The sequence below is a fragment of the Variovorax sp. RTB1 genome (assembly GCF_035018765.1).
In the GTDB taxonomy this organism is placed as follows: domain Bacteria; phylum Pseudomonadota; class Gammaproteobacteria; order Burkholderiales; family Burkholderiaceae_C; genus Variovorax.
Window position 1 is genome coordinate 1 of record NZ_JASJXG010000070.1, and the last position, 18,491, is coordinate 18,491.

An 18,491-nucleotide genomic window follows, 5' to 3' on the forward strand; every position below is an offset into this window, starting at 1 on the left:
GAAGCTCGCGAGCACCGCGACCGCCATGCCGATGCCGGCCACGGAGATGCCCGAGGACGCAGTCGCGGGCGACGACATGCGGTGCAGCCCGTACATGAAGAGCAAAGCCGCCGCGAGGTCGGCCGCGCCGATGCCGAGCGACGGCAGGGAGGCGAGCAGGGAGATGTCCATGTCAGCCCTTCTTCGCGTGCAGTCGCTTGACGGTCGCGGACTTGCCCGCCTTGGCGTGGCCGGCCTTGTGCGCGCTCGGCTTGAACATCGCCAGCATGCGGTCGGTCACCGCATAACCGCCGGCGGCGTTGCCCGCCCCGAGCAGCACGGCGAAGAAGCCGATCACCTGCTGCTGCACGGTGCTGGCGTTGAGCAAGGTGTAGAGGCCGCCGACCACGACGATGCCGTGCACGAAGTTGGAACCCGACATCAGGGGCGTGTGCAGGATCGCCGGCACGCGGCCGATGATCACCCAGCCCGCGAAGCCGGCGAGCATGAAGATGTAGAGCGCGATGAAGCCGCCGATGGCGATATGGAAGTCCATGGGACGGGTCCTGGTTGAAGAGTTACGCCGGCGCGTGCTGCGGAGTGGTGGGTGTGGCGGGCTTGGAGTCGGGCTTGGCCGCTGCCGACTTCGCCGCCTTTGCCGCTTTTGCCGCAGCGTCCGTCGCCGCGCCCTTGTTCTCGCCCGCGTGCGTCATCACCGTCTTGGCCAGGATCTCGTCCGACCAGTCGATGGTGACGACGTTGTCCTTCACGAACAGCGCCAGCAGGTTGTATTGGTTCTTCGCGTAAAGCTCGCTCGCGTCTTCGCCGAGAAGCGACGGCACGTTGAGCGGCGCCACGATGCACACGCGCCCGACCTGGGCCGTCACGCCGGGCTGCGTGTCCTCGCAATTGCCGCCCCCCTCGGCGGAGAGGTCGACGATCACCGCACCGGCCTTCATCCCGCGGACCTGCGCACGGCTGACTAGCTTGGGCGAGGCCTTGCCGGGGATGGCGGCCGTCGTGATGACCAGATCGGCGGACTGGATGTGCTTGGTCAGCACGTCCGCGACCTTGGTCTTCTCGTCGGCCGTCAGTTCGCGGGCGTAGCCGCCGTCACCGGTCCCATCGACGCCGGTGTCGACGAAGGTCGCACCCAGCGACAGGACTTGCTCCTGCGTCTCGGGGCGCACGTCGTAGCCTTCGACCACGGCACCCAGCCGGTGCGCGGTGGCGACCGCCTCCAGGCCGGCCACGCCGAGCCCCATGACCAGCACATGGGCGGGCCCGATCGAGCCGGCGGCCGAGGTGATCTTCGGCACCACGCGCGCCAGGTGCGACATGCCGAGCGCCACCGCGTAGTAACCGGCCAGCGCCGACTGGCTCGACAGCGCGTCCATTGCCTGCGCCCGCGAGATGCGCGGCACGCGCTCCATGGCGAAGCAGGTGATCTTGCGTTCGAGCAGGCGCTTGACCAACGCCGGCTCGTTGTGGGCATAGACGAAGCAGACGAGGATCGAACTTTCCTTCATTGCATCGACCACCTCGAGTGCCGGCGGTTGCACGCACAGCACCACATCGGCGTCCTTGACAAGCGCGGCGCGGTCGGTGGTGAAGGCCACGTCCTTGAAGGCATCATCATCCAAATGGATGGCTGCGCCGGCGCCCGACTGCATGTGCAATCGGGCGCCGAGTTTCAACAGCTTGGGAACCACCGACGGCACCAGCGCCACGCGGCGCTCGTGGGGCTGGGTCTCGGTCAGAACCGCGACGTTGACGTACATGGTCAGGCTCCGTCGCTGTTCAGACCGGTGCCGGAAAATGCCCCGTGCGCACGAGCTTCTTGTTGACGAATTCCTGGATTCCCATGTTGCCCAACTCACGGCCATAGCCCGAGTTCTTGATGCCGCCAAAGGGCAGCTCAGCATCCGACCAGTCGATGTTGTTGACGAACATCATTCCGGTGTCCACTGCACTGGCTACACGCTTGCCGCGTGCCTCGTCCTGGGTCCACACCGACCCTCCGAGGCCGAAGTCGGAATCGTTGGCCAGGGCGATGGCCGCTGCCTCGTCCTTGACACGGTAGAACGACACCACCGGGCCGAAGAACTCGTCGCGGAAAGCCGGGTTGCCGGGTCGGATGTCGGTCAGGATCGTGGTCTGCATGAACGAGCCCGGACGTTCGATGCGCTTGCCACCCATCAGCAGCTTGGCGCCGCCCTTCACGGCGGCGTCTACCTGCTTGAGCAGCTGCACAAGCGCGTCTTCGGTGGACAGAGGACCGTGGGTCGTCTTCTCGTCCATCGGGTCGCCAGGCCTCAAGGCCTCCAGGGCAGTCTTGAACTTCGCCAGGAACTTGTCAGCAATCGACTCGACCGCGATGAAGCGCTTGGCCGCGCAGCAGGTCTGCCCGGCGTTGTACATACGGCCCCATACGGCCCACGGAATAACCTTCTCCAAATCGGCATCGTCGAGCACGATGAAGGCGTCGCTGCCGCCGAGTTCCATCGAGGTCTTCTTGAGGTTCTTGCCAGCCCGAGCGGCGATGCTCCGACCCGCGGCCACGCTGCCGGTCAGAGCCACGCCCTTGATCCGCGGGTCGTCGATGACCTGGTCGGACTGCTCGTGCGAGATCAGCAAGTTGGTGTAGGCGCCAACCGGCGCACCGGCATCGAGCAGCAGCTTCTCGAAAGCGATGGCACATTGCGGCACGCAGCCGGCATGCTTGACCACCACGGTGTTGCCCGCCATCAGATGCGGCCCGGCGACGCGGGCCAATTGGTAGTACGGGAAGTTCCACGGTTCGACGCAGAACAGCACGCCGAAGGGGCTGCTCTCCATGTGTGCGTCCCCATGCTTGGGGTGCAGCTTGACGGGCGCAAGAAAGGCCTCGCCGTGCTTGGCGTAATAGGCCAGGATGTCGGCGCTGAACTTGACTTCGCCGCGCGCTTCGTCGATGCGCTTGCCCATGTCCTGCGTCGCCAGTTTGGCGAAGTCGTCGACGTGAGCAGCCATCAGCGAGGCGGCCTTGTTGATGATCGCGGCCCGCTCGGCGTAGCTCTTGTGCTTCCATTTCTCGAAGCAGCCCTGTGCCGCAGAGAGCGACTTTTCGAGCTGCACAGAGGTGAGGTGCTCGTAGCTCTTGAGCAGCTTGCCGGTGTTTGGATTGATGCTTTGATAGGTCATGGTGTTCTTTCACAGGTGGAGGTATCGCGGCTCACCGACACAGTCGGCAAACGCCAGGGAATCGAGACTAGGTGTCGTGCTGCGCACGGTCTGTGCGGTGAAACACACAGATCGCACGGCGCAAGCAGTCATACAGATCTCACGGACTCGAACTCGAACGCGCAGGCGGCCATCTACGAATGAAGACGCAGTACGTGGCTTTGTTGACGCACAGCAGGACTTTCAGAGCGGCAGATTGCGCGGCATGGTCACAAGCGCGCAGCGCAGTTCACTGGTGACGTGCTTTGTTTGAACGCATTGACCCGGGCCTCAAGCTCGACCCGAACCGATCGGCGTTGCTGGGTCAATGCATCGGGCTGCGCGCGCTCTAGGACCTCCGCGGCCATTCAGTCGCTGCTTCGACTGGCGCTCGGACGGCACGCCGCGTTAACGCGGATGGCTCTCAATAAGGAATCTTGCTGGCGCAGGTACGAGTGGGCGACAACCTGCCGGTACGGCCCGGAGAAAAGGTCTCGGTCGACGGTGTCGTGATCGAAGCCGCCAGTGCGGTGGACGAGTTCATGCTCACGGGCGAATCCGTTTCGGTCTTCAAGCGAGTGGGCGGCAAGCTGATGGGTGCCACCTTCAACGACGAGTGAACTCGTTTTTCGGGCCGAACGCGTGGGCGCCGAGACGGTGATCTCCGGCATCGTGCACAGGGGCCCAGGCGCAGCGCTCGCGCGCGCCGATGAAGCACATTGCAGGCCGGGTGGCCGGCCATTTCGTCGGCGCCGTGGTCGCCGCCGCGTTGCCGCCTTCGTCTGCAGCGCACTCGGCGTGCCGCTCGCGGCGGGTGTGCTGTCTCCGTTCACCGGATGGTTGCTGTCGCCGATGTCGGCGGCGGCCGCCATGAGCCTGAGTTCGATTTCGATCATCTTCAATGCATTGCGGCTCCACCGTCGAGCAACATCGACGGCCACGGGACCCGCGCCGCGCGAATAAACAGCGTGCCGGGCGCCCAAGACTGGCCGTTCAGGACGGGGGCCTAGGTCGTCGGTTGCGCGCTGTATCGCGCCTCCTCGAGGTCGATCTCCCGTACCAGCCTGCCCTGCGTAGCTTCGTCGATCGCGTGGCTGTGACCCCGTCGAACGATCTCGTCGCGCTCGGCGCGCAGGCCTGCCAGTCGCAACTGCTGGTCGATCGCGCTGGCGTCCTTGCGGCGGGGCGCCGCGCCACCCTGGATGTCACGCAGCGCCATCCGCTGGCGATACAGCGCCACGATGCGGGTTGCGGCTTCGGCGTACAGGTCGGCGTCCGGAGACAGTCCGGCCGATGTCGCGGAGGAGCTCTTCGCCTTTTGCGCTGCCTCGATGGCGCGAATCGCCGCGCCGGCCGCTGCCGACCGGGCAAGGTCTTCCTCGGCGACATGCGAAGGCTCGGGCAGCGTCAGGCCTCGCAGTACGCGCGGCAGCAGCACCGTTGCCACGGTCAGCGAGACAACGATGACGCCCGCTGCCAACAAGATGGCAAGGTCCCGACCAGGGAATGGTGATCCGTCGGCCATTGCCAACGGCAGTGTCAAAACTCCGGCCAAGGTGATGGCACCCCGGACGCCAGCGACTGACATGGCTGCGACCACCCGCCATTGCGCGGCCCGCGGGACTTGCTTGAACGATCGCATGCCAAGAAAAGCCAGTTGCATCGAGGTCCAGACCCAGACGAACCGCAGTGCCGCCAGCGCGAGCACGATGCCCGACACGTAGACCGCGAGCCACCACGGGTTCTGGTGGCCAGTGATGCGCACGGTCTGTGCGGCGCCAGCCAATATGGCGGGAATCTGTTCACCCAGCAAAACAAAGACGCTGCCGTTCGCCACCAGCTGCAGCGTGTCCCATACCGCCGTCCGGCGAATCCGCGTCACGGCCTGCCAATGGGAGTGCGGGCTGTGGCCCATGGTGATGCCCGCCGCCACGGCGGCCAGGATGCCCGAACAATGCATGGCCTCGGCGAGTAGGTAGACCCCGAACGGGATCAGCACACTCACCAGAATCTGCGCGCCGCCGTCGTCGCCGACCAGAACCGAAGACGCCGATCGCGCTTTGGTCAACAGCCATGTCACTGCACAGCCGATCGACAGTCCGCCCAGGGCCACCCACAAAAAATCCAGTACCGCCTGCGAGAGCAGGAACGAGCCGGTCAGTGCCGCCGCCACCGCGAAGCGCATGCACACCAGTCCGGACGCATCGTTGAACAGAGCCTCGCCTTCGAGGATGCGCCGCATGCGCAGCGGAAGAGGCGTCTGGCCGGCAATGGCGGCGACGGCAATCGGGTCGGTGGGCGAAATGATCGCCGCCAACGCGAACCCCACCGCCAGCGGCATAGCGGGCACAAACCAGTGGATCAGCAGGCCCAGGCCGAGTACCGTGAAGACCACCAGACCCAGCGCCAGCGTGAGGATGGTGGGCGCCTCGCGCCGCAGGTCGTCCTTCGGAATGCGCCAACCGTCGAGAAACAGCAGCGGCGGCAGGAGCACCAGGAAAAAGACATCGGGGTCCAATGCAACCGATGAAAGTCCGGCGTAAAACACCCCGCCGCCGAGTGCGATCTGAACCAGCGGCACCGGCAAGCGCGTGACGCGCGCGAGCATTCGGCTGACCACGACCGACAGCAACAGGACCAGAACGAGACGCGTGGCATCCATGCCGGGACGCTCAGCGGTCCTGGGTCGTGCCGGCGGCCCCGGCACAGAACGCGGACATCTGCTCCGTGACCCGCTGCACGACCCGATCGGCAGCGACCACGCCGCCGCAGTTATCGGCGCTCGCAGGCTGTTCGATCTTGTCGAAAAAGCGCGTGGCCGGCACCTGGTTCGTGGGGTTGTCGCGCAGGTAACCGCGCAGCGTGAGCCGGACCTTGCTCGGCCCCATCACGAACTTCTGCTGCAAATGCGTCAACTCCGTCTCGAGCCGCCGATCGCAAGCAGTGCCGGTGGCCGCGTCATTTCCAGCACCGCATTGTTGGTTTGTCCGAGTTGCAGATGCACGAGCAATGTCGAGTAGGTCACGGGGTTCTTTCGGTGTGATTCATACAGAGACGATCGGCCTGTGGCGCGCACAGGTCTTGGCGCGTGAGCGGCAACGGACTCAGGCGGCCGTCGCGCTTGGTCGCCAGTACCTGGTACACGCCGATCTCACCGGATTCGAACTCCAGCGCACACGCCGCCATGTAGAGGCGCCAAACCCGGTAGGTCGGCTCGTTGACGTGCTGCAAGGCCTGCACGTGGTGTGACTGGAGGCGACCCACCCAGTGCCGCAGCGTCATTGCATAGTGACTGCGCAGCGACTGGACATCTTCGATCTCGAATCGGGTCGCTTCCATCACGCGCTGGACATTGCTGACCGTGTCAAGCTGGCCGTCCGGAAAAATGTAGCGGTTGATGAACTGGGTCGACAGCGTTTCTTTCCACCCCTCCACGTCGTGGGTGATGCCGTGGTTGAGAAACAGCCCGGCAGGTTTGAGCAACCGGTGCACGGCAGCAAAATAAGTGGGCAGGTTATCCAGCCCCACATGTTCGAACATGCCAACGCTTGACACCTTGTCGTAGCTCGACACACCGTCCAGATCGCGGTAGTCACGCAGCTCGACGGTGACCCGGTCCTGCAGTCCGGCACGGTCGATGCGCTCTTGCGCCAGAACCAGCTGTTCGCGGCTCAGGGTCACTCCATGCGCGTGGACGCCATAGTGCTTCGCCGCGTGTATCACCAGCGCACCCCAGCCGCAACCGATGTCCAGCAGCCGCTCCCCCGGCCGCGGCCTGAGTTTGCGGCAGATAAGATCGAGCTTGGCTGCCTGGGCCGCTTCGAGACTGTCGCTTGGCGATCCAAAGTAAGCGCAGGAGTACACCATCGCGGGGTCGAGCCACAAGGCATAGAACGCATTAGAAAGGTCGTAATGAAACTGAACGGCTGCACGGTTCTCGGACCTCGAATGGGCCTTTACCTGATCAGGCCTGAAAGGCGCGATATGCACTGCCTGGCTCGCCGGGTCGGCCGCGAAAAGAAGGCGTATGGCCTGCGGCAGAACACGCAGCAGGTCTCCCCACGAAAGCCGAATCTGCTGCAGATGGTCTTTCAGACGCAAGGCCTCGAAGAAGTCTCCTTCAATGTCAATGTCTCCGCGAAAGTAAGCCTCTGCAAGGCGCAAGCTGTCGCGGCCCAGCACCATCGAGCCGATCACGCGCGGATTACGGAACACCAGCGTGAACTGTGGCGCGGAAGTGGCGCCGCCAGCGCCGCCCAGCGGCACTGGCGTTCCGTCCCACAGACGGATGGCACCCGCGCCAGCAAAGCGATGAAACAGGCGCGCCAGCAGACCCGCTGCATCGTGCGCTGCGCGCCGGTGGTCAGTGGAGGGCAGGCGGTCGACACCGGAAGCGGCGCCCTCGGGCGCGCCACTCGCCAACGCGCCTGGCCCATCACCGATTGCCGTCTTCATGGATGCCCCTAGGCCGTCGCCTGCGCTGGGGCGTCCGCGGCAGGAAGACGGCGGGCCGTGGCACTGTGAGCGGCGACGCCCGGCTCGGCAGCAAAGGTTTGGGGTGGGCTCTTCATGGCCCGAGGCTAGTGGGCAGCCGCAGGCAGGGTCTGTGCGCTGGCGTACGGAAAGAGCGCCCGGACGCGGCCACCATCTGCAGATGCCTACCCCGCAAGAACCCGCACTGTCACAGAACGATGACGCAGACGAGCCGCCCCTCGCACAGGCACGCGACTGGACGGTGCACCGGGCCCGAATCACCGCCCCATTCAGCTATCTGGCGCCCGATGGTGCGCGCCGCGCCATCCCCAAAGGACCCTGTCTGGTCGAAAAGATGGAGGGTCCGCGCGTCGAGATCGTATGGGGTGCGCAGGGGCAGAACAGCACGGCCCTGTCGCTGGACGAAGCGGCGTTGGCGGAATCGCGTGGCCAGCTCATGCGGCTCGACTAAGGTGGGCACGCAAGGCGTGCCTGGTTTCCCGGACCCGATTCCGGTCATCGCAACGCGTGACGCTCGCCGGTTCCAAAAACACGGTCCCAGAATCCGGTTGTGACACCGAAGCAGCCCAGCACGGCGCGGTGATGGTGATGGTGTGACGCGTGCCAGCGCTTGCGCGATCGCATCCAGCCGGCGTCGGCACGCCAATGGGGTGTGCCATGGTGCAGTACCGCATACGACAGGTAGCCGACCAAGAAACCCAGTGTGAATGCCGTGGCCACCAGCGCGCGCGGACGCATGTGGTGTGCTTCGTGCCACCGTCGGAACGGTTGCAAGCGGTGCAGCAGGTACTCCACCAAAGTCCATCCCAGGCCTCCCAGCGCCGCCGAAGCGGCGATGACTGTGGCACTGGTTCGCAGGTGCGGCACGAGCAGACACGACGGCACAGCTATGCCCGTTCCATAAAAAACATAGTCCAGAACGTAGCCCGGGCGGCTGTGCTCGATACCGAAAAGACGCATGGATCGATTTCGTGCGCGCACCCTTCAGGCGAGCGCTACCTTGAAGGTTGAAGTGAAACAAAGACTGCGCACGGTCACTGGCGCCCTGTGGGGGGCAGCGCGCCCGAGGTTCAGGCCAGCGCCGCGGTCGTCGCACTACCGATCACCGCCCGCACCTTGTCCTGGTCCCGAGCGTCGCCGTGCACCAGCAGCACATACTTGTCCACCTTGAGGGCGGTTTCATAGCGGATCACCTGGTCCTTGGGCACACCGACCTGCGTGAGCGCAGCGCCGAGCGCGGAGAGACCGCCGACCACGACGGCGCCTTCGAGCGCGCCGACGAGCGCGGCCACCACCGGACCGGCCATCGCCACCAGACCGACGCCCGGCAGTACGAACACCGCGGGTGCGAGCAGCAATCCCCAGATGCCGCCCCAGAACGCGCCGGTACTGCCCCACGCCTTGACCTTGTCAGCGACGGTGTAGAAGCCGACGGGGTGCTCCTCGCTGTGGTACCCCTTGCCGATCAGCGACAGTTTCCTGACGTCGAAGCCCGACTGGCTCAGCGAGTTGATGGCGGCTTCGGCCAAAGCGCGCGTGTCGAAGATGTAGGCGGGGGATGTGTCTGCGGTCATGAAGATTCTTTCGTTGGTAGATAGATGGATCGATGAATTTTGCCGGTCGGCGAACTGGAGATGGGCAAGGCTGGCTACTACGCAGCGGGCGCTCTACTCGTAGGTAAGCGTCATCTTGTCGACGACATCACGCACCCCAGTGGCTCCCCAAGCGCAGCGCGTTGCGAGATCGCGTGCCGCCCAGCCGTTGACAGTTCCGGTCAGCGTGACATCGGCACCGTGTACCGCCACCGAGATGTCGCGCGCGTCGGCCCCGACCACACGCCGCAGGGCGGCCTCGATGTCCTGCTCGATCGTGCTCGGAATGTCCTTGGCCTTGAGGGTCATCTGATTGTTCACGCCAAGGACGCCCACCAAGTGACTGACGGCATCAATGGCGGCCTGCCGCTGAAACTGCCACTCGATCTCTCCGGACAGCGTGATCCAGCCGTGCTCCACCATCACCTTGAGCGCGTCGTTCGGAAGCGACGCGCGCCAGCTGAGCGCCGTCTCGGCCGAACGCGCAATGTCTGCGTCGGTTCGCTTGCCGAGTTCGGTCAGCTTGACGTTCAACGCGATGACCAGGGCCTGCACGCCGACGACCCGTTGCGCCGCGCTCTGGGCGATCCACTTCTCGGGAAAGCTGTTGACCTCGCCGGTCAGTGTCACCACGCCGTCCTTGACCGACACGCCAATCTCGGCGGCGTGGACGGAAGGCTCCCATTTCAGTTCAGCGATGACATCTTGCTGCAGGTCGCTGTCGGTTTTCATGTAGTGTGTCTTTCAATCGCGGAGGCTAATACACCAGCTTCCGCCTTGTGGCCCTGCCGGTCTGTGCGGTGGCACGCTTTCATTGACCGTGGCCAACCGCCGACCTGCGCGCTTGCGTGCGACATCGCACAGACCCCATCGCGGGGCCGGCGCAGGCTTCGGAGCTGACGACTCCAAAGCAAGTCTCTTCTTCCTTTATGGCCCACAAAAAGCAGATGCCCTACAGCCCTCCTGATTCGAACCCAAAGGCTTTTCTGCCAGACCATCTTCTGGGCGCTGGCGGTTCCGGTGTGCTCCTTGTGGAATACGGCGACTACGAATGCCCGGCCTGCAGCGAGGCCGAGCCCGTCACCCGGCTGTTGCTGGCCACGTACGGTGACCGGCTGACCTTCGCATACCGGCACTTTCCGCTGAGCCAGATCCATCCTCACGCGGAGCAGGCAGCAGAAGCGGCGGAGGCAGCATCCGCACAGGGCAAGTTCTGGGAAATGCACCAACTTCTGTTTACGCATTGGCAGCATCTGAGTGCGGCCATGTCGGCGCATTGCGCACAAACGTTGGGGCTCGACATGCCCCGCTTCAACGCGGAGATGGCCGAGCGCCGCTACCGGCAGCGCGTCATGGACCAGCGCGCCAGTGGTGAACGCCTTGGCGTGCGGGCGTCACCGGCCTTCTTTCTTAGCGGCGTGATCGTGGATGTGTCGTTCGGCCTCGAACACCTTGAAGCAACGGTTCGCCTTGCCTTGGAGCGGTCGTGACCGCCTCCTTCGCAGTGCCTACTGTGCGACCCGCCCGCACGGCGACGCAGGCAGGCGTCGTGATGGCCGCGCTTGCCGTCATCGCACTGATGGGCGTTGCCATCGAACACGTCGCCTCCACGCGGCTGACGCTGCTCTTTGCCACGGGTCTGGCGCTCGGCGCCGTGCTGTACCAGTCCCTGTTCGGATTTACATCGGCTTTCCGCGTGCTCTTGACGGCACGACGCAGCGCGGGCTTTCGGGCCCAGCTGGCCATGCTCGGCCTGGCGTGCATGCTGTTTTTCCCGGCGCTGTCGGTTGGCTCGTTGTTCGGGCAGCCGGTGGCCGGGTTCGTATCGCCGGCCGGTGTCTCGGTGGCCGTTGGCGCTTTCCTCTTCGGCATCGGCATGCAGATGGGCGGCGGTTGCGCTTCCGGCACCCTGTTTTCGGTGGGCGGCGGCAGCACGCGCATGCTGGTGACATTGCTCTTTTTCGTCATCGGCTCCGTGATCGGCATTACCCACCTGGCTTGGTGGCAAACGTGGCCGGCCCTTGCACCGGTGTCGCTGATCACCGTCCTGGGCTGGCCGGGCGCACTGACCGTCAACATCGCCCTTTTTGTGGCGGCCTACCTCATCGTGGCGCGCATGGAAAGCAGGCGCCATGGCGATGTCGAACCCATCGTGACCATCCGCAACGGGTCATGGCGAGAAGGTCCCTGGCCACTGTTGGCCGGCGCCCTCTGCCTGGCCGCCCTGAACTTCGCGACGCTGTGCCTTGCAGGCCGGCCCTGGGGCATCACGTCGGCGTTCGGCCTCTGGGGTGGCATGGTGCTGCAAGCCGCTGGCGTGCCGGTGCAAGGCTGGTCTGGCTACGCCGATCCAGCCATGCGGGGCGCGCTCGGCGGGCACCTGCTTGCCGACATCACCTCCGTCATGGACTTCGGCATCATGCTGGGTGCCATGGTTTGCGCAGGCCTTGCCGGCAAATTCAAACCCCATTGGCGTATCACAGGCCGTCACCTCTGCGCGTCGATCCTTGGCGGCCTGTTGCTGGGATATGGTGCACGGCTTGCCTACGGCTGCAACATCGGTGCCTTTTTCAGCGGCATCGCCTCGGGCAGTCTGCATGGCTGGTTGTGGATACTCTTCGCGCTGCCCGGCAACTGGGTCGGCATCCTGCTCAAGCCGGTGCTCGGACTCTCAGCACCACACGCCCAGCGCCTAGCCTGAGCGCACGGCGTCTCCCGCCGCGGCGTAAGCAATCCGAAGCGCGCGCGCATCGCACAGCGCGTGGTGGCGCGAGAGCGGCGCCCCGCGCTGGGTCACGAAGTAGGCCCGGGCCGCACGCTCGCCCGCCGCGAAGCCGTCGATGTTGTAGACATTGACGGGGGTAAGACGCCCGCGCAGCGAAATCCAGCCCGCGAGGTCAGCGTCCTGCACGGCGCGCGTCGCCAGCAGCCAATCCCGGTCGGACTCGAACGCCACCTCGATCCGCTCTCCCGGGCCGAGCGTGGTCGTGAGGTCGTACAGGTAGACCCACAGACGTGCCCCGAGCTCGGCGTAGCTGCAGGCCGCACCGGCGACCCGACCGAACTGGGACAGCACGGCCTCGAGGGCAAAGTCCGAGGCAGCCCGAAGGCGCTGGCTGTCAGTGACCTCGGCATAGAACTCCTTGTCGTTGCGACTTGCCCGGACCATCGCCAGCGACAGCAACTTCGGTTCTGCGGCCAGATCCGAAAATTCGGTGTCGAGGTAGACCATCATCGATGGACGCGTCGCACTTGGCATCTGAACCGCAGACAGGGCCGTGTCGCGCGCTTGGCCATTTGTCCCGAGCGCGGTGCACGGCACCGCATCTCGGACGTGCCGAATGTCAGCAACGGATCAGGCACACATGAGGCGTCACAGTTGCTGTGCATAGTCCCGCCGGTCAGCGGCATAGCAGCTGCATGCGGCGGCTTCAAGGCCCGGCCGGTCCAGCACCGTCATGTCCCCACGGCTGTACACGATCAGTCCGGCATCCTGCAGCGCCTTAGCCGCTCCGGTGACGCCGGCGCGGCGCACGCCCAGCATGTAGGCGAGGAATTCCTGCGTTACGCGAAACTTCTCCGAATGGGCTCGGTCCTGGCTCATCAGGAGCCAGCGCGCCAGCCGGGGTTTGATCAGATGGAACCGAAGGCATGCTGCCGACGAAGCCAGCTGCGCCATCAACACATAGATGTAACGGTCGATCGCGCGCCTTAGCAAATCGTTCGTCAGCAGGGTGCGCCGGAACGCAGTTGCATCCACACGCCACGCCGCGCCCGCAACCTGCACCAGAGCCTGCAGCGGGGTGCGGGACACGCCGAGTGCGAGATGTGCTCCCACCATGCCTTCACGCCCCACCATGCTGACCTCCAGCCCCGAATGACCGTCGGTGTTGGTAAGCAGGGAAACGAAGCTGTCCACCGGAAAGTAGTCATGGCGCATGACATCGCCGCGCTGACACAGGATCTGCCCGAGCTTGAGTTCCACGGGTTCGCAACCCGCAAGAAACAACGTGCGCCCGGCACGCGACATTTTCTGAATCAGGTAGTTCTGGGCACGAAGCAAGTTTGGCCTCCTTGAAGAACCTTTGACATTGAGGCATTGCCCGGGGCGCCGACTGTCTGGCAGCGCACACAGCTACTAAATCAGGCCGATCCGACGGTTCCGGTCACGTCGCAAGCGCAGCGGCTTAGACCGGCTTGAGCGGATCGGGTGACCAAACCGGTCGTTCAGCGCGCAGGCTGTCCACGACCACCACGTAGCGCCCTGCACCCTGCACGGGCGTCCGGTCGGTCGACAGGATCCAGAGCGGGCGCTGTTGTGTTTGCGTCGTCTCATAGTCTGCGTCGAGCAGACCAAAGTGGTCGAGAAGCCGATTCAGCGATTCCGGTATCCGGATGCAGCCCTTGGACTGAACGCTCCCCAGTTGCGGCTGTGCCAGCTCGACATCGGTAGCATGCATCTGCAGACGCATGGTGCTGCTCCCGCCCTTGCCCCAGCCACGTAAGGCCTGCTGCCAGCCCAGGTCATAAATGCGCAGGCCCTTGGACCCATAACCCCGGAAACCCTTCTCGTTTTTTGTTCCCTCGGCCCGGAAATCCGGGTTGGAAGGCGTGTGGGCGAATGCGCCCAACGGCGTTTCGAAATGGTCGAACTGGCCGACGCGCCCCGTCGACACCGGCGAAGCCCCGATCAGCAAGGCAGGCGCACCGACCGGGAGCCAGTAAATCATGATGGCCTGCACCAACGGGCTGCGGTCGATCACGGCCACATACTGTGAAGTCACCAGGTCAATCCCCTGCTGGGTGAGGGCCGAGCGGGTAAGTGCCGCATAGCGGGCCAATTCGTCCGGCGGCAGCTCAAGACGCTGCACCACTCGCTGCTGGTATGCCGCCTGCAATCCGGACGGGCTGTCTGCCGCTTCCTGCCCACCGGCTGCAGAAAGCGCAAAAAACATAGTGGTGCAAAGCAGCAGAATCGCATTGGCGGCGCTTCGAGGGGTCATTGAGGCTTGCGGGCGGTAGCTGCCACGCCGTGATGAAGTAAGCATGGAGTTTCAGCGAAAGCGGCGACACTGACCGTCTGCCACCGCACGCAGTGCTCCCGCACCGGAGCGCTTGCACATCCTAGCGCCACGCTATGTTGCTCAACGCACCGACAACGCCGCAGCAATCAGTATCCTTAGCGCGCTATGGCGCTCTGATCGGGGGCGCACCCCAAAGAAAACCTTATGCACGGCGATTCCAACCACAACCCGTACGCTTCACTTGCATCCGTCGGACACGGGGTCGCCCCTGAAACGCAGCGCGCCGACGCTCTGCTCCAGGCCAATGCGTTGCAAGCCGCCATTTTCAACAGCGTGATGTTCTCGAAGATCGCCACCGACGCTAAGGGTGTCATCCAGATCTTCAACGTGGGTGCCGAGCGAATGTTGGGCTACCTTGCCTGCGATGTGGTGAACAAAATCACCCCCGCCGACATTTCGGACCCGAGGGAGGTGATTGCCCGGGCAAAGGCGCTCAGCCTGGAACTGTCCGCACCAATCGCTCCAGGCTTCGAGGCGCTCGTCTACAAGGCTTCGCGTGGCATCGAGGACATCTACGAGCTGACCTACGTGCGCAAGGATGGAAGCCGCTTTCCCGCCGTGGTTTCCGTCACAGCCCTGCGCGATGCGCGCGATGTCATCATCGGATATCTCCTGATCGGCAGCGACAACACGGCGCGCCAGCAGGCCAAGAAAGCCCTGCACGACAGCGAATCGCGCCTTAACTTTGCGCTGGAGATGAGCCATACCGGCGGCTGGGACCTCGATCTTGTCGACCTCTCAGCACGCCAGACGCTGGAGCACGATCGCATCTTCGGGTATGACACGTTAGTGCCGCGCTGGAGCTATGAAGTGTTCCTCGACCATGTGCTGCCAGAAGACCGGGCTGATGTAAACAGGCGTTTTCGCGACGCTATCGAGCATCGGACCGAGTGGCGTTTCGACTGCCGCATTCGTCGGGTCGATGGCGAAATACGCTGGATCTTGGGCACCGGGATGCATCAGCGTAACGAGGACGGACAGTGCCTTCGTATGTCCGGCATCGTGCAGGACATCACCACCCGCAAGCGTGCCGAAGAGGCGCTGCTTGAAATCAACATCAAACTAGAAAGCGCCAAATCTGCGGCCGAGAAGGCCAACCTTGCCAAATCGGATTTCTTGTCCAGCATGAGCCACGAACTGCGCTCACCGCTCAATGCGATCCTTGGCTTTGCGCAGCTGATGGATTCGGGCTCACCGCCACCCACGGTCTCGCAGAAGGAAAGCATTGACCAGATTCTTCAGGCGGGCTGGTACCTGCTGCAGTTGATCAACGAGATCCTCGACCTTTCACTGATCGAATCCGGCAAGCTGTCACTTTCGCCCGAATCGATGGCGCTCTCCGATGTGCTCAGCGACTGTCATGCCATGATCGAGCCGCAAGCTGCCAAGCGCAGCATCGTGCTGCAGTTTCCTGAGACCGAGTTCCCACAATTTGTCAAGGCGGACAGGACACGCCTCAAACAGGTCATCGTCAACCTGCTGTCCAACGCCATCAAGTACAACCGGCCTAATGGCCGCGTGGACATCGCCTACCACGCTGCAGAGGCAGGCCGCATCCGCATCAGCTTCCAGGACACGGGCAGGGGGTTGCCGCCCGAGAAACTGTCCCAGCTCTTTCAGCCGTTCAACCGGCTGGGACAGGAGATCGGCAGCGAGGAGGGAACCGGCATTGGCCTGGTGGTGAGCAAGCGCCTGGTGGAATTGATGGACGGCGCCATTGGTGCGGACAGCACCGTCGGCGTGGGAAGCACTTTCTGGATAGAGCTGGGGGAAGCAAGTGCTACAGCCCTTGCGCCGGACGACGGCGATTTTGCTGACGCGTCACCCACTGCACTGGCCTCGTGCATTCCGCTCCGCACGCTTCTTTGCGTGGAGGACAATCCTGCAAACCTCCTGCTAATCGAAAAGCTGGTCGAACGTCGCCCCGACATTCGACTCCTGAGCGCCCGCAGCGCGGAACACGGAGTCGAGCTCGCGCGCCTCGCGCGGCCCGATGTGATCCTCATGGACATCAATCTTCCAGGCATGAGCGGATTTACAGCGCTGGAGCGGCTGTCGGAGGATCCACTGACCGCGCACACGCCGGTCGTCGCCCTCAGCGCCAACGCGATGGCGAGAGATATCGAGAAGGGGCTCCAAGCCGGCTTTTTCGCCTACCTCACCAAGCCGCTCAGGGTCCAGGCGTTTATGGTCACGCTGGACTCAGCGATAAACGCAAGCGAGAGACACTCCCTCTCCTAAGTGGCCAAGGAGATCCAATGATGCTCAACGTTCCTGACATTCTCGAAGCCCGCATCCTCATCGTCGACGACGAGCCCGCCAACGTGCAACTGCTGGTGAGATTTCTTGCCGAGGCAGGCTACACACAGGTAGTGGTCACGACGTTGCCGCAGGAAGTCGAACCGCTGCATCGCAAGAACGCCTTCGACTTGATTCTGCTCGACTTGCAGATGCCCGTCATGGACGGTTTCGAGGTCATGGAAAGGCTCAAGACCGTGGAGTCGGATGCCTACCTGCCCGTGATCGTGCTCACAGCGCAGCCTGGCCACAAGCTTCGCGCACTCCAGGCAGGTGCCAAGGACTTCATCAGTAAACCGTTCGATCTCATCGAGGTGCGCACGCGCATTCACAACATGCTCGAAGTTCGCCTTCTCTATCGGGAACTTGCACGTTACAACGAATTGCTCGAACAGACGGTGAAGGAGCGCACCGCAGAGCTTCGCGACAGCGAGGCCCGTTACCGCCGCCTGACCGAACTGGCATCGGACTGGCACTGGGAACAGGATGCCGAAGGAAACCTGCTGAATGTGCAGGGCTCCGCGATGGAGATGCTGGGCCTGAACTTCGACCATGCGCTCGTGCGTGACCCATGCGCAAATCCAGGTCGCTCCACGGGATGGGACGAAACACAACGGCAGGCACTGCAGCAACTCATCGCGGCCAGACAGCCTTTTCTGGACTTCGTGTTCACCCGGACCGGCCCCGACGGGGTCCAACAGTACTTTCGCGTGAGCGGAGAACCCATTTTCAACCAGGCAAGCCTGTTCATCGGCTACCGCGGCATCGGCATTGAATTTGCCGAACAGGGATACGCCGCAGGCATCGGCGCGTAAATACATGGCCATGTTCCAAGACCCTCGAGAAAACCTCCTGCTCGACGCGCTACCCCTGGAAGATTTTTCGGCCATTGCCGCCTTTCTGGAACCGGTCACCTTGCGACTTGGCGACCATCTGTATGGGCCCGGCACATCTCTACAGCACGCCTATTTTCCTGGCACGTCCATCATTTCCCTCCAGTACGCCACCGCATCGGGCGCGTCATCGGAAACATCTGGCGTGGGACGCGAAGGCGTGGTCGGGATCAGCCTGTTCATGGGCGGAGGAATGCTGCCTGGCAGCGCCGTAGTCCAGACGGCCGGCCGGGCCTTCAGGCTGGAGCGCGCCCGCCTGCAACAAGTTTTTGGGAAGAGCGCGAAACTGCGCCGGCTCCTGCTGCGCTACGTGCAGGCCTTGATCACGCAAACCACCCAAACTGCTGCCTGCAACCGGTTCCACTCGGTGGAGCAGCAGCTGTGCCGATGGCTCCTTATGACCCTTGACCGTATCCCATCGGGCCAGCTGGTGATGACACAGGAACTCATCGGCTCGATGCTCGGTGTTCGCCGCGAAGGCATCACAGAGGCGGCGGGCCGGCTACAGCAGGACGGCCACATCCGTTACCGTCGTGGTCATATCTCTGTGCTGGACCGGGCAGGCTTGGCGGCACGCACCTGCGAGTGCTACGCAGTTGTGAAAACAGAAATGGGCCGGCTGCTGCATCACGAGCGGCTGCCGGGGGCGGCCAGTGGGCTGGTCCATCCGGCACGACAGGCACTGTCCGACGCCCGGGAATCGGGCGCTTAACGCCGCCATTGAGACCAGTGGCCGTATCCAGGGGCCCACCGCGAACGGCCTTTCAACGGCATGGGACACGCCTGGCTTGCCTAGATCGCCTGCCTGTCCGGCAGCAGCCGGCCAAGTCATCTTGAAGCCAGGAGGTGCAGATGGCATTGTGTCCACATGAAGTAAGCGTCCCGTCACGGCATCTTGACGTCGCCCCAACGGCGATCGTTCACGTCAGCCCTGCGGTTTCCAGCAGTGC

At 63.9% G+C, this 18,491-nt stretch carries 18 protein-coding genes and 1 pseudogene; 7 read left to right on the forward strand and 12 right to left on the reverse strand.

The genetic code is table 11. From position 1 onward, the window contains the following. Positions 1–172: 172 nt before the first annotated feature. The 3 genes from QN397_RS24725 to QN397_RS24735 are packed head-to-tail and all read right to left on the reverse strand — an operon-like array spanning position 173 to position 3,162. Positions 173–535, reverse strand: coding sequence for an NAD(P) transhydrogenase subunit alpha (locus tag QN397_RS24725; RefSeq protein WP_323502241.1), 363 nt, complete (start codon positions 533–535; stop codon positions 173–175). A gap of 22 nt (positions 536–557) precedes the next feature. Next, positions 558–1,760, reverse strand: coding sequence for an NAD(P) transhydrogenase subunit alpha (locus QN397_RS24730; protein WP_323502242.1), 1,203 nt, complete (start codon positions 1,758–1,760; stop codon positions 558–560). Between the two features lie 19 nt (positions 1,761–1,779). Next, positions 1,780–3,162, reverse strand: coding sequence for an NAD-dependent succinate-semialdehyde dehydrogenase (locus QN397_RS24735; RefSeq protein ID WP_323498701.1), 1,383 nt, complete (start codon positions 3,160–3,162; stop codon positions 1,780–1,782). A gap of 360 nt (positions 3,163–3,522) precedes the next feature. Here QN397_RS24735 and QN397_RS24740 point away from each other — a divergent pair. Then, positions 3,523–3,952 (forward strand): annotated as a pseudogene (locus tag QN397_RS24740) (hypothetical protein); the annotation flags it as partial. A gap of 234 nt (positions 3,953–4,186) precedes the next feature. Here QN397_RS24740 and QN397_RS24745 read toward each other — a convergent pair. The 3 genes from QN397_RS24745 to QN397_RS24755 form a co-directional block, all read right to left on the reverse strand. Further along, positions 4,187–5,842: a Na+/H+ antiporter gene (locus QN397_RS24745; RefSeq protein WP_323502243.1), complete on the reverse strand. Its 1,656-nt coding sequence runs from the start codon at positions 5,840–5,842 to the stop codon at positions 4,187–4,189. 10 nt (positions 5,843–5,852) lie between these two features. Beyond that, the gene (locus QN397_RS24750; protein WP_323502244.1) at positions 5,853–6,086 is read right to left on the reverse strand and encodes a hypothetical protein; all 234 of its coding nucleotides are present in this window, start codon (positions 6,084–6,086) and stop codon (positions 5,853–5,855) included. A 115-nt stretch (positions 6,087–6,201) separates the two neighbouring features. Next, positions 6,202–7,635 (reverse strand): class I SAM-dependent methyltransferase, encoded by a 1,434-nt coding sequence (locus QN397_RS24755; protein WP_323502246.1) that lies wholly within the window; start codon positions 7,633–7,635, stop codon positions 6,202–6,204. A 199-nt stretch (positions 7,636–7,834) separates the two neighbouring features. On the opposite strand from QN397_RS24755, the gene QN397_RS24760 reads away from it, so the two are divergent. Continuing rightward, on the forward strand, positions 7,835–8,125 hold the full coding sequence (locus QN397_RS24760) for a hypothetical protein (protein WP_323498695.1): 291 nt from the start codon (positions 7,835–7,837) through the stop codon (positions 8,123–8,125). A 44-nt stretch (positions 8,126–8,169) separates the two neighbouring features. On the opposite strand, the gene QN397_RS24765 is transcribed toward QN397_RS24760, so the two are convergent. From QN397_RS24765 to QN397_RS24775, 3 genes are all read right to left on the reverse strand, one after another. Next, positions 8,170–8,634, reverse strand: coding sequence for a sterol desaturase family protein (locus QN397_RS24765; protein ID WP_323498694.1), 465 nt, complete (start codon positions 8,632–8,634; stop codon positions 8,170–8,172). Between the two features lie 110 nt (positions 8,635–8,744). Beyond that, complete coding sequence (locus tag QN397_RS24770) at positions 8,745–9,248, reverse strand: DUF1269 domain-containing protein (RefSeq protein WP_323498693.1); 504 nt, start codon at positions 9,246–9,248, stop codon at positions 8,745–8,747. A 93-nt stretch (positions 9,249–9,341) separates the two neighbouring features. Next, a complete protein-coding gene (locus QN397_RS24775) occupies positions 9,342–9,998 on the reverse strand; it encodes a BON domain-containing protein (RefSeq protein ID WP_323498691.1) in 657 nt (218 codons plus the stop codon). Positions 9,999–10,213: 215 nt separating this feature from the next. On the opposite strand from QN397_RS24775, the gene QN397_RS24780 reads away from it, so the two are divergent. Both QN397_RS24780 and QN397_RS24785 read left to right on the forward strand, forming a co-directional pair. Then, the gene (locus tag QN397_RS24780) at positions 10,214–10,756 is read left to right on the forward strand and encodes a DsbA family protein (RefSeq protein ID WP_323498690.1); all 543 of its coding nucleotides are present in this window, start codon (positions 10,214–10,216) and stop codon (positions 10,754–10,756) included. Beyond that, positions 10,753–11,967, forward strand: coding sequence for a YeeE/YedE family protein (locus QN397_RS24785; protein WP_323498688.1), 1,215 nt, complete (start codon positions 10,753–10,755; stop codon positions 11,965–11,967). The genes QN397_RS24780 and QN397_RS24785 overlap by 4 nt, the downstream gene beginning before the upstream one ends. Here QN397_RS24785 and QN397_RS24790 read toward each other — a convergent pair. The 3 genes from QN397_RS24790 to QN397_RS24800 all read right to left on the reverse strand — a co-directional run bounded on the left by QN397_RS24790 (position 11,959) and on the right by QN397_RS24800 (position 14,269). Further along, on the reverse strand, positions 11,959–12,501 hold the full coding sequence (locus tag QN397_RS24790) for a hypothetical protein (RefSeq protein ID WP_323502247.1): 543 nt from the start codon (positions 12,499–12,501) through the stop codon (positions 11,959–11,961). The two genes, QN397_RS24785 and QN397_RS24790, sit on opposite strands and share 9 nt — an antisense overlap. Before the next feature lie 138 nt (positions 12,502–12,639). Beyond that, entirely contained in the window at positions 12,640–13,329 is a 690-nt protein-coding gene (locus QN397_RS24795; RefSeq protein WP_323498686.1) for a Crp/Fnr family transcriptional regulator, read from the reverse strand. Between the two features lie 124 nt (positions 13,330–13,453). Continuing rightward, the gene (locus QN397_RS24800) at positions 13,454–14,269 is read right to left on the reverse strand and encodes a L,D-transpeptidase (RefSeq protein WP_323502249.1); all 816 of its coding nucleotides are present in this window, start codon (positions 14,267–14,269) and stop codon (positions 13,454–13,456) included. 225 nt (positions 14,270–14,494) lie between these two features. On the opposite strand from QN397_RS24800, the gene QN397_RS24805 reads away from it, so the two are divergent. Genes QN397_RS24805 through QN397_RS24815 form a run of 3 tightly spaced genes read left to right on the forward strand, consistent with a single transcriptional unit; the run spans position 14,495 to position 18,253 of the window. After that, on the forward strand, positions 14,495–16,591 hold the full coding sequence (locus tag QN397_RS24805; RefSeq protein WP_323502250.1) for an ATP-binding protein: 2,097 nt from the start codon (positions 14,495–14,497) through the stop codon (positions 16,589–16,591). Between the two features lie 20 nt (positions 16,592–16,611). Beyond that, positions 16,612–17,463: a response regulator gene (locus QN397_RS24810; RefSeq protein ID WP_323502252.1), complete on the forward strand. Its 852-nt coding sequence runs from the start codon at positions 16,612–16,614 to the stop codon at positions 17,461–17,463. Positions 17,464–17,467: 4 nt separating this feature from the next. Then, positions 17,468–18,253: a Crp/Fnr family transcriptional regulator gene (locus tag QN397_RS24815; protein ID WP_323498681.1), complete on the forward strand. Its 786-nt coding sequence runs from the start codon at positions 17,468–17,470 to the stop codon at positions 18,251–18,253. Positions 18,254–18,491 lie beyond the last annotated feature (238 nt).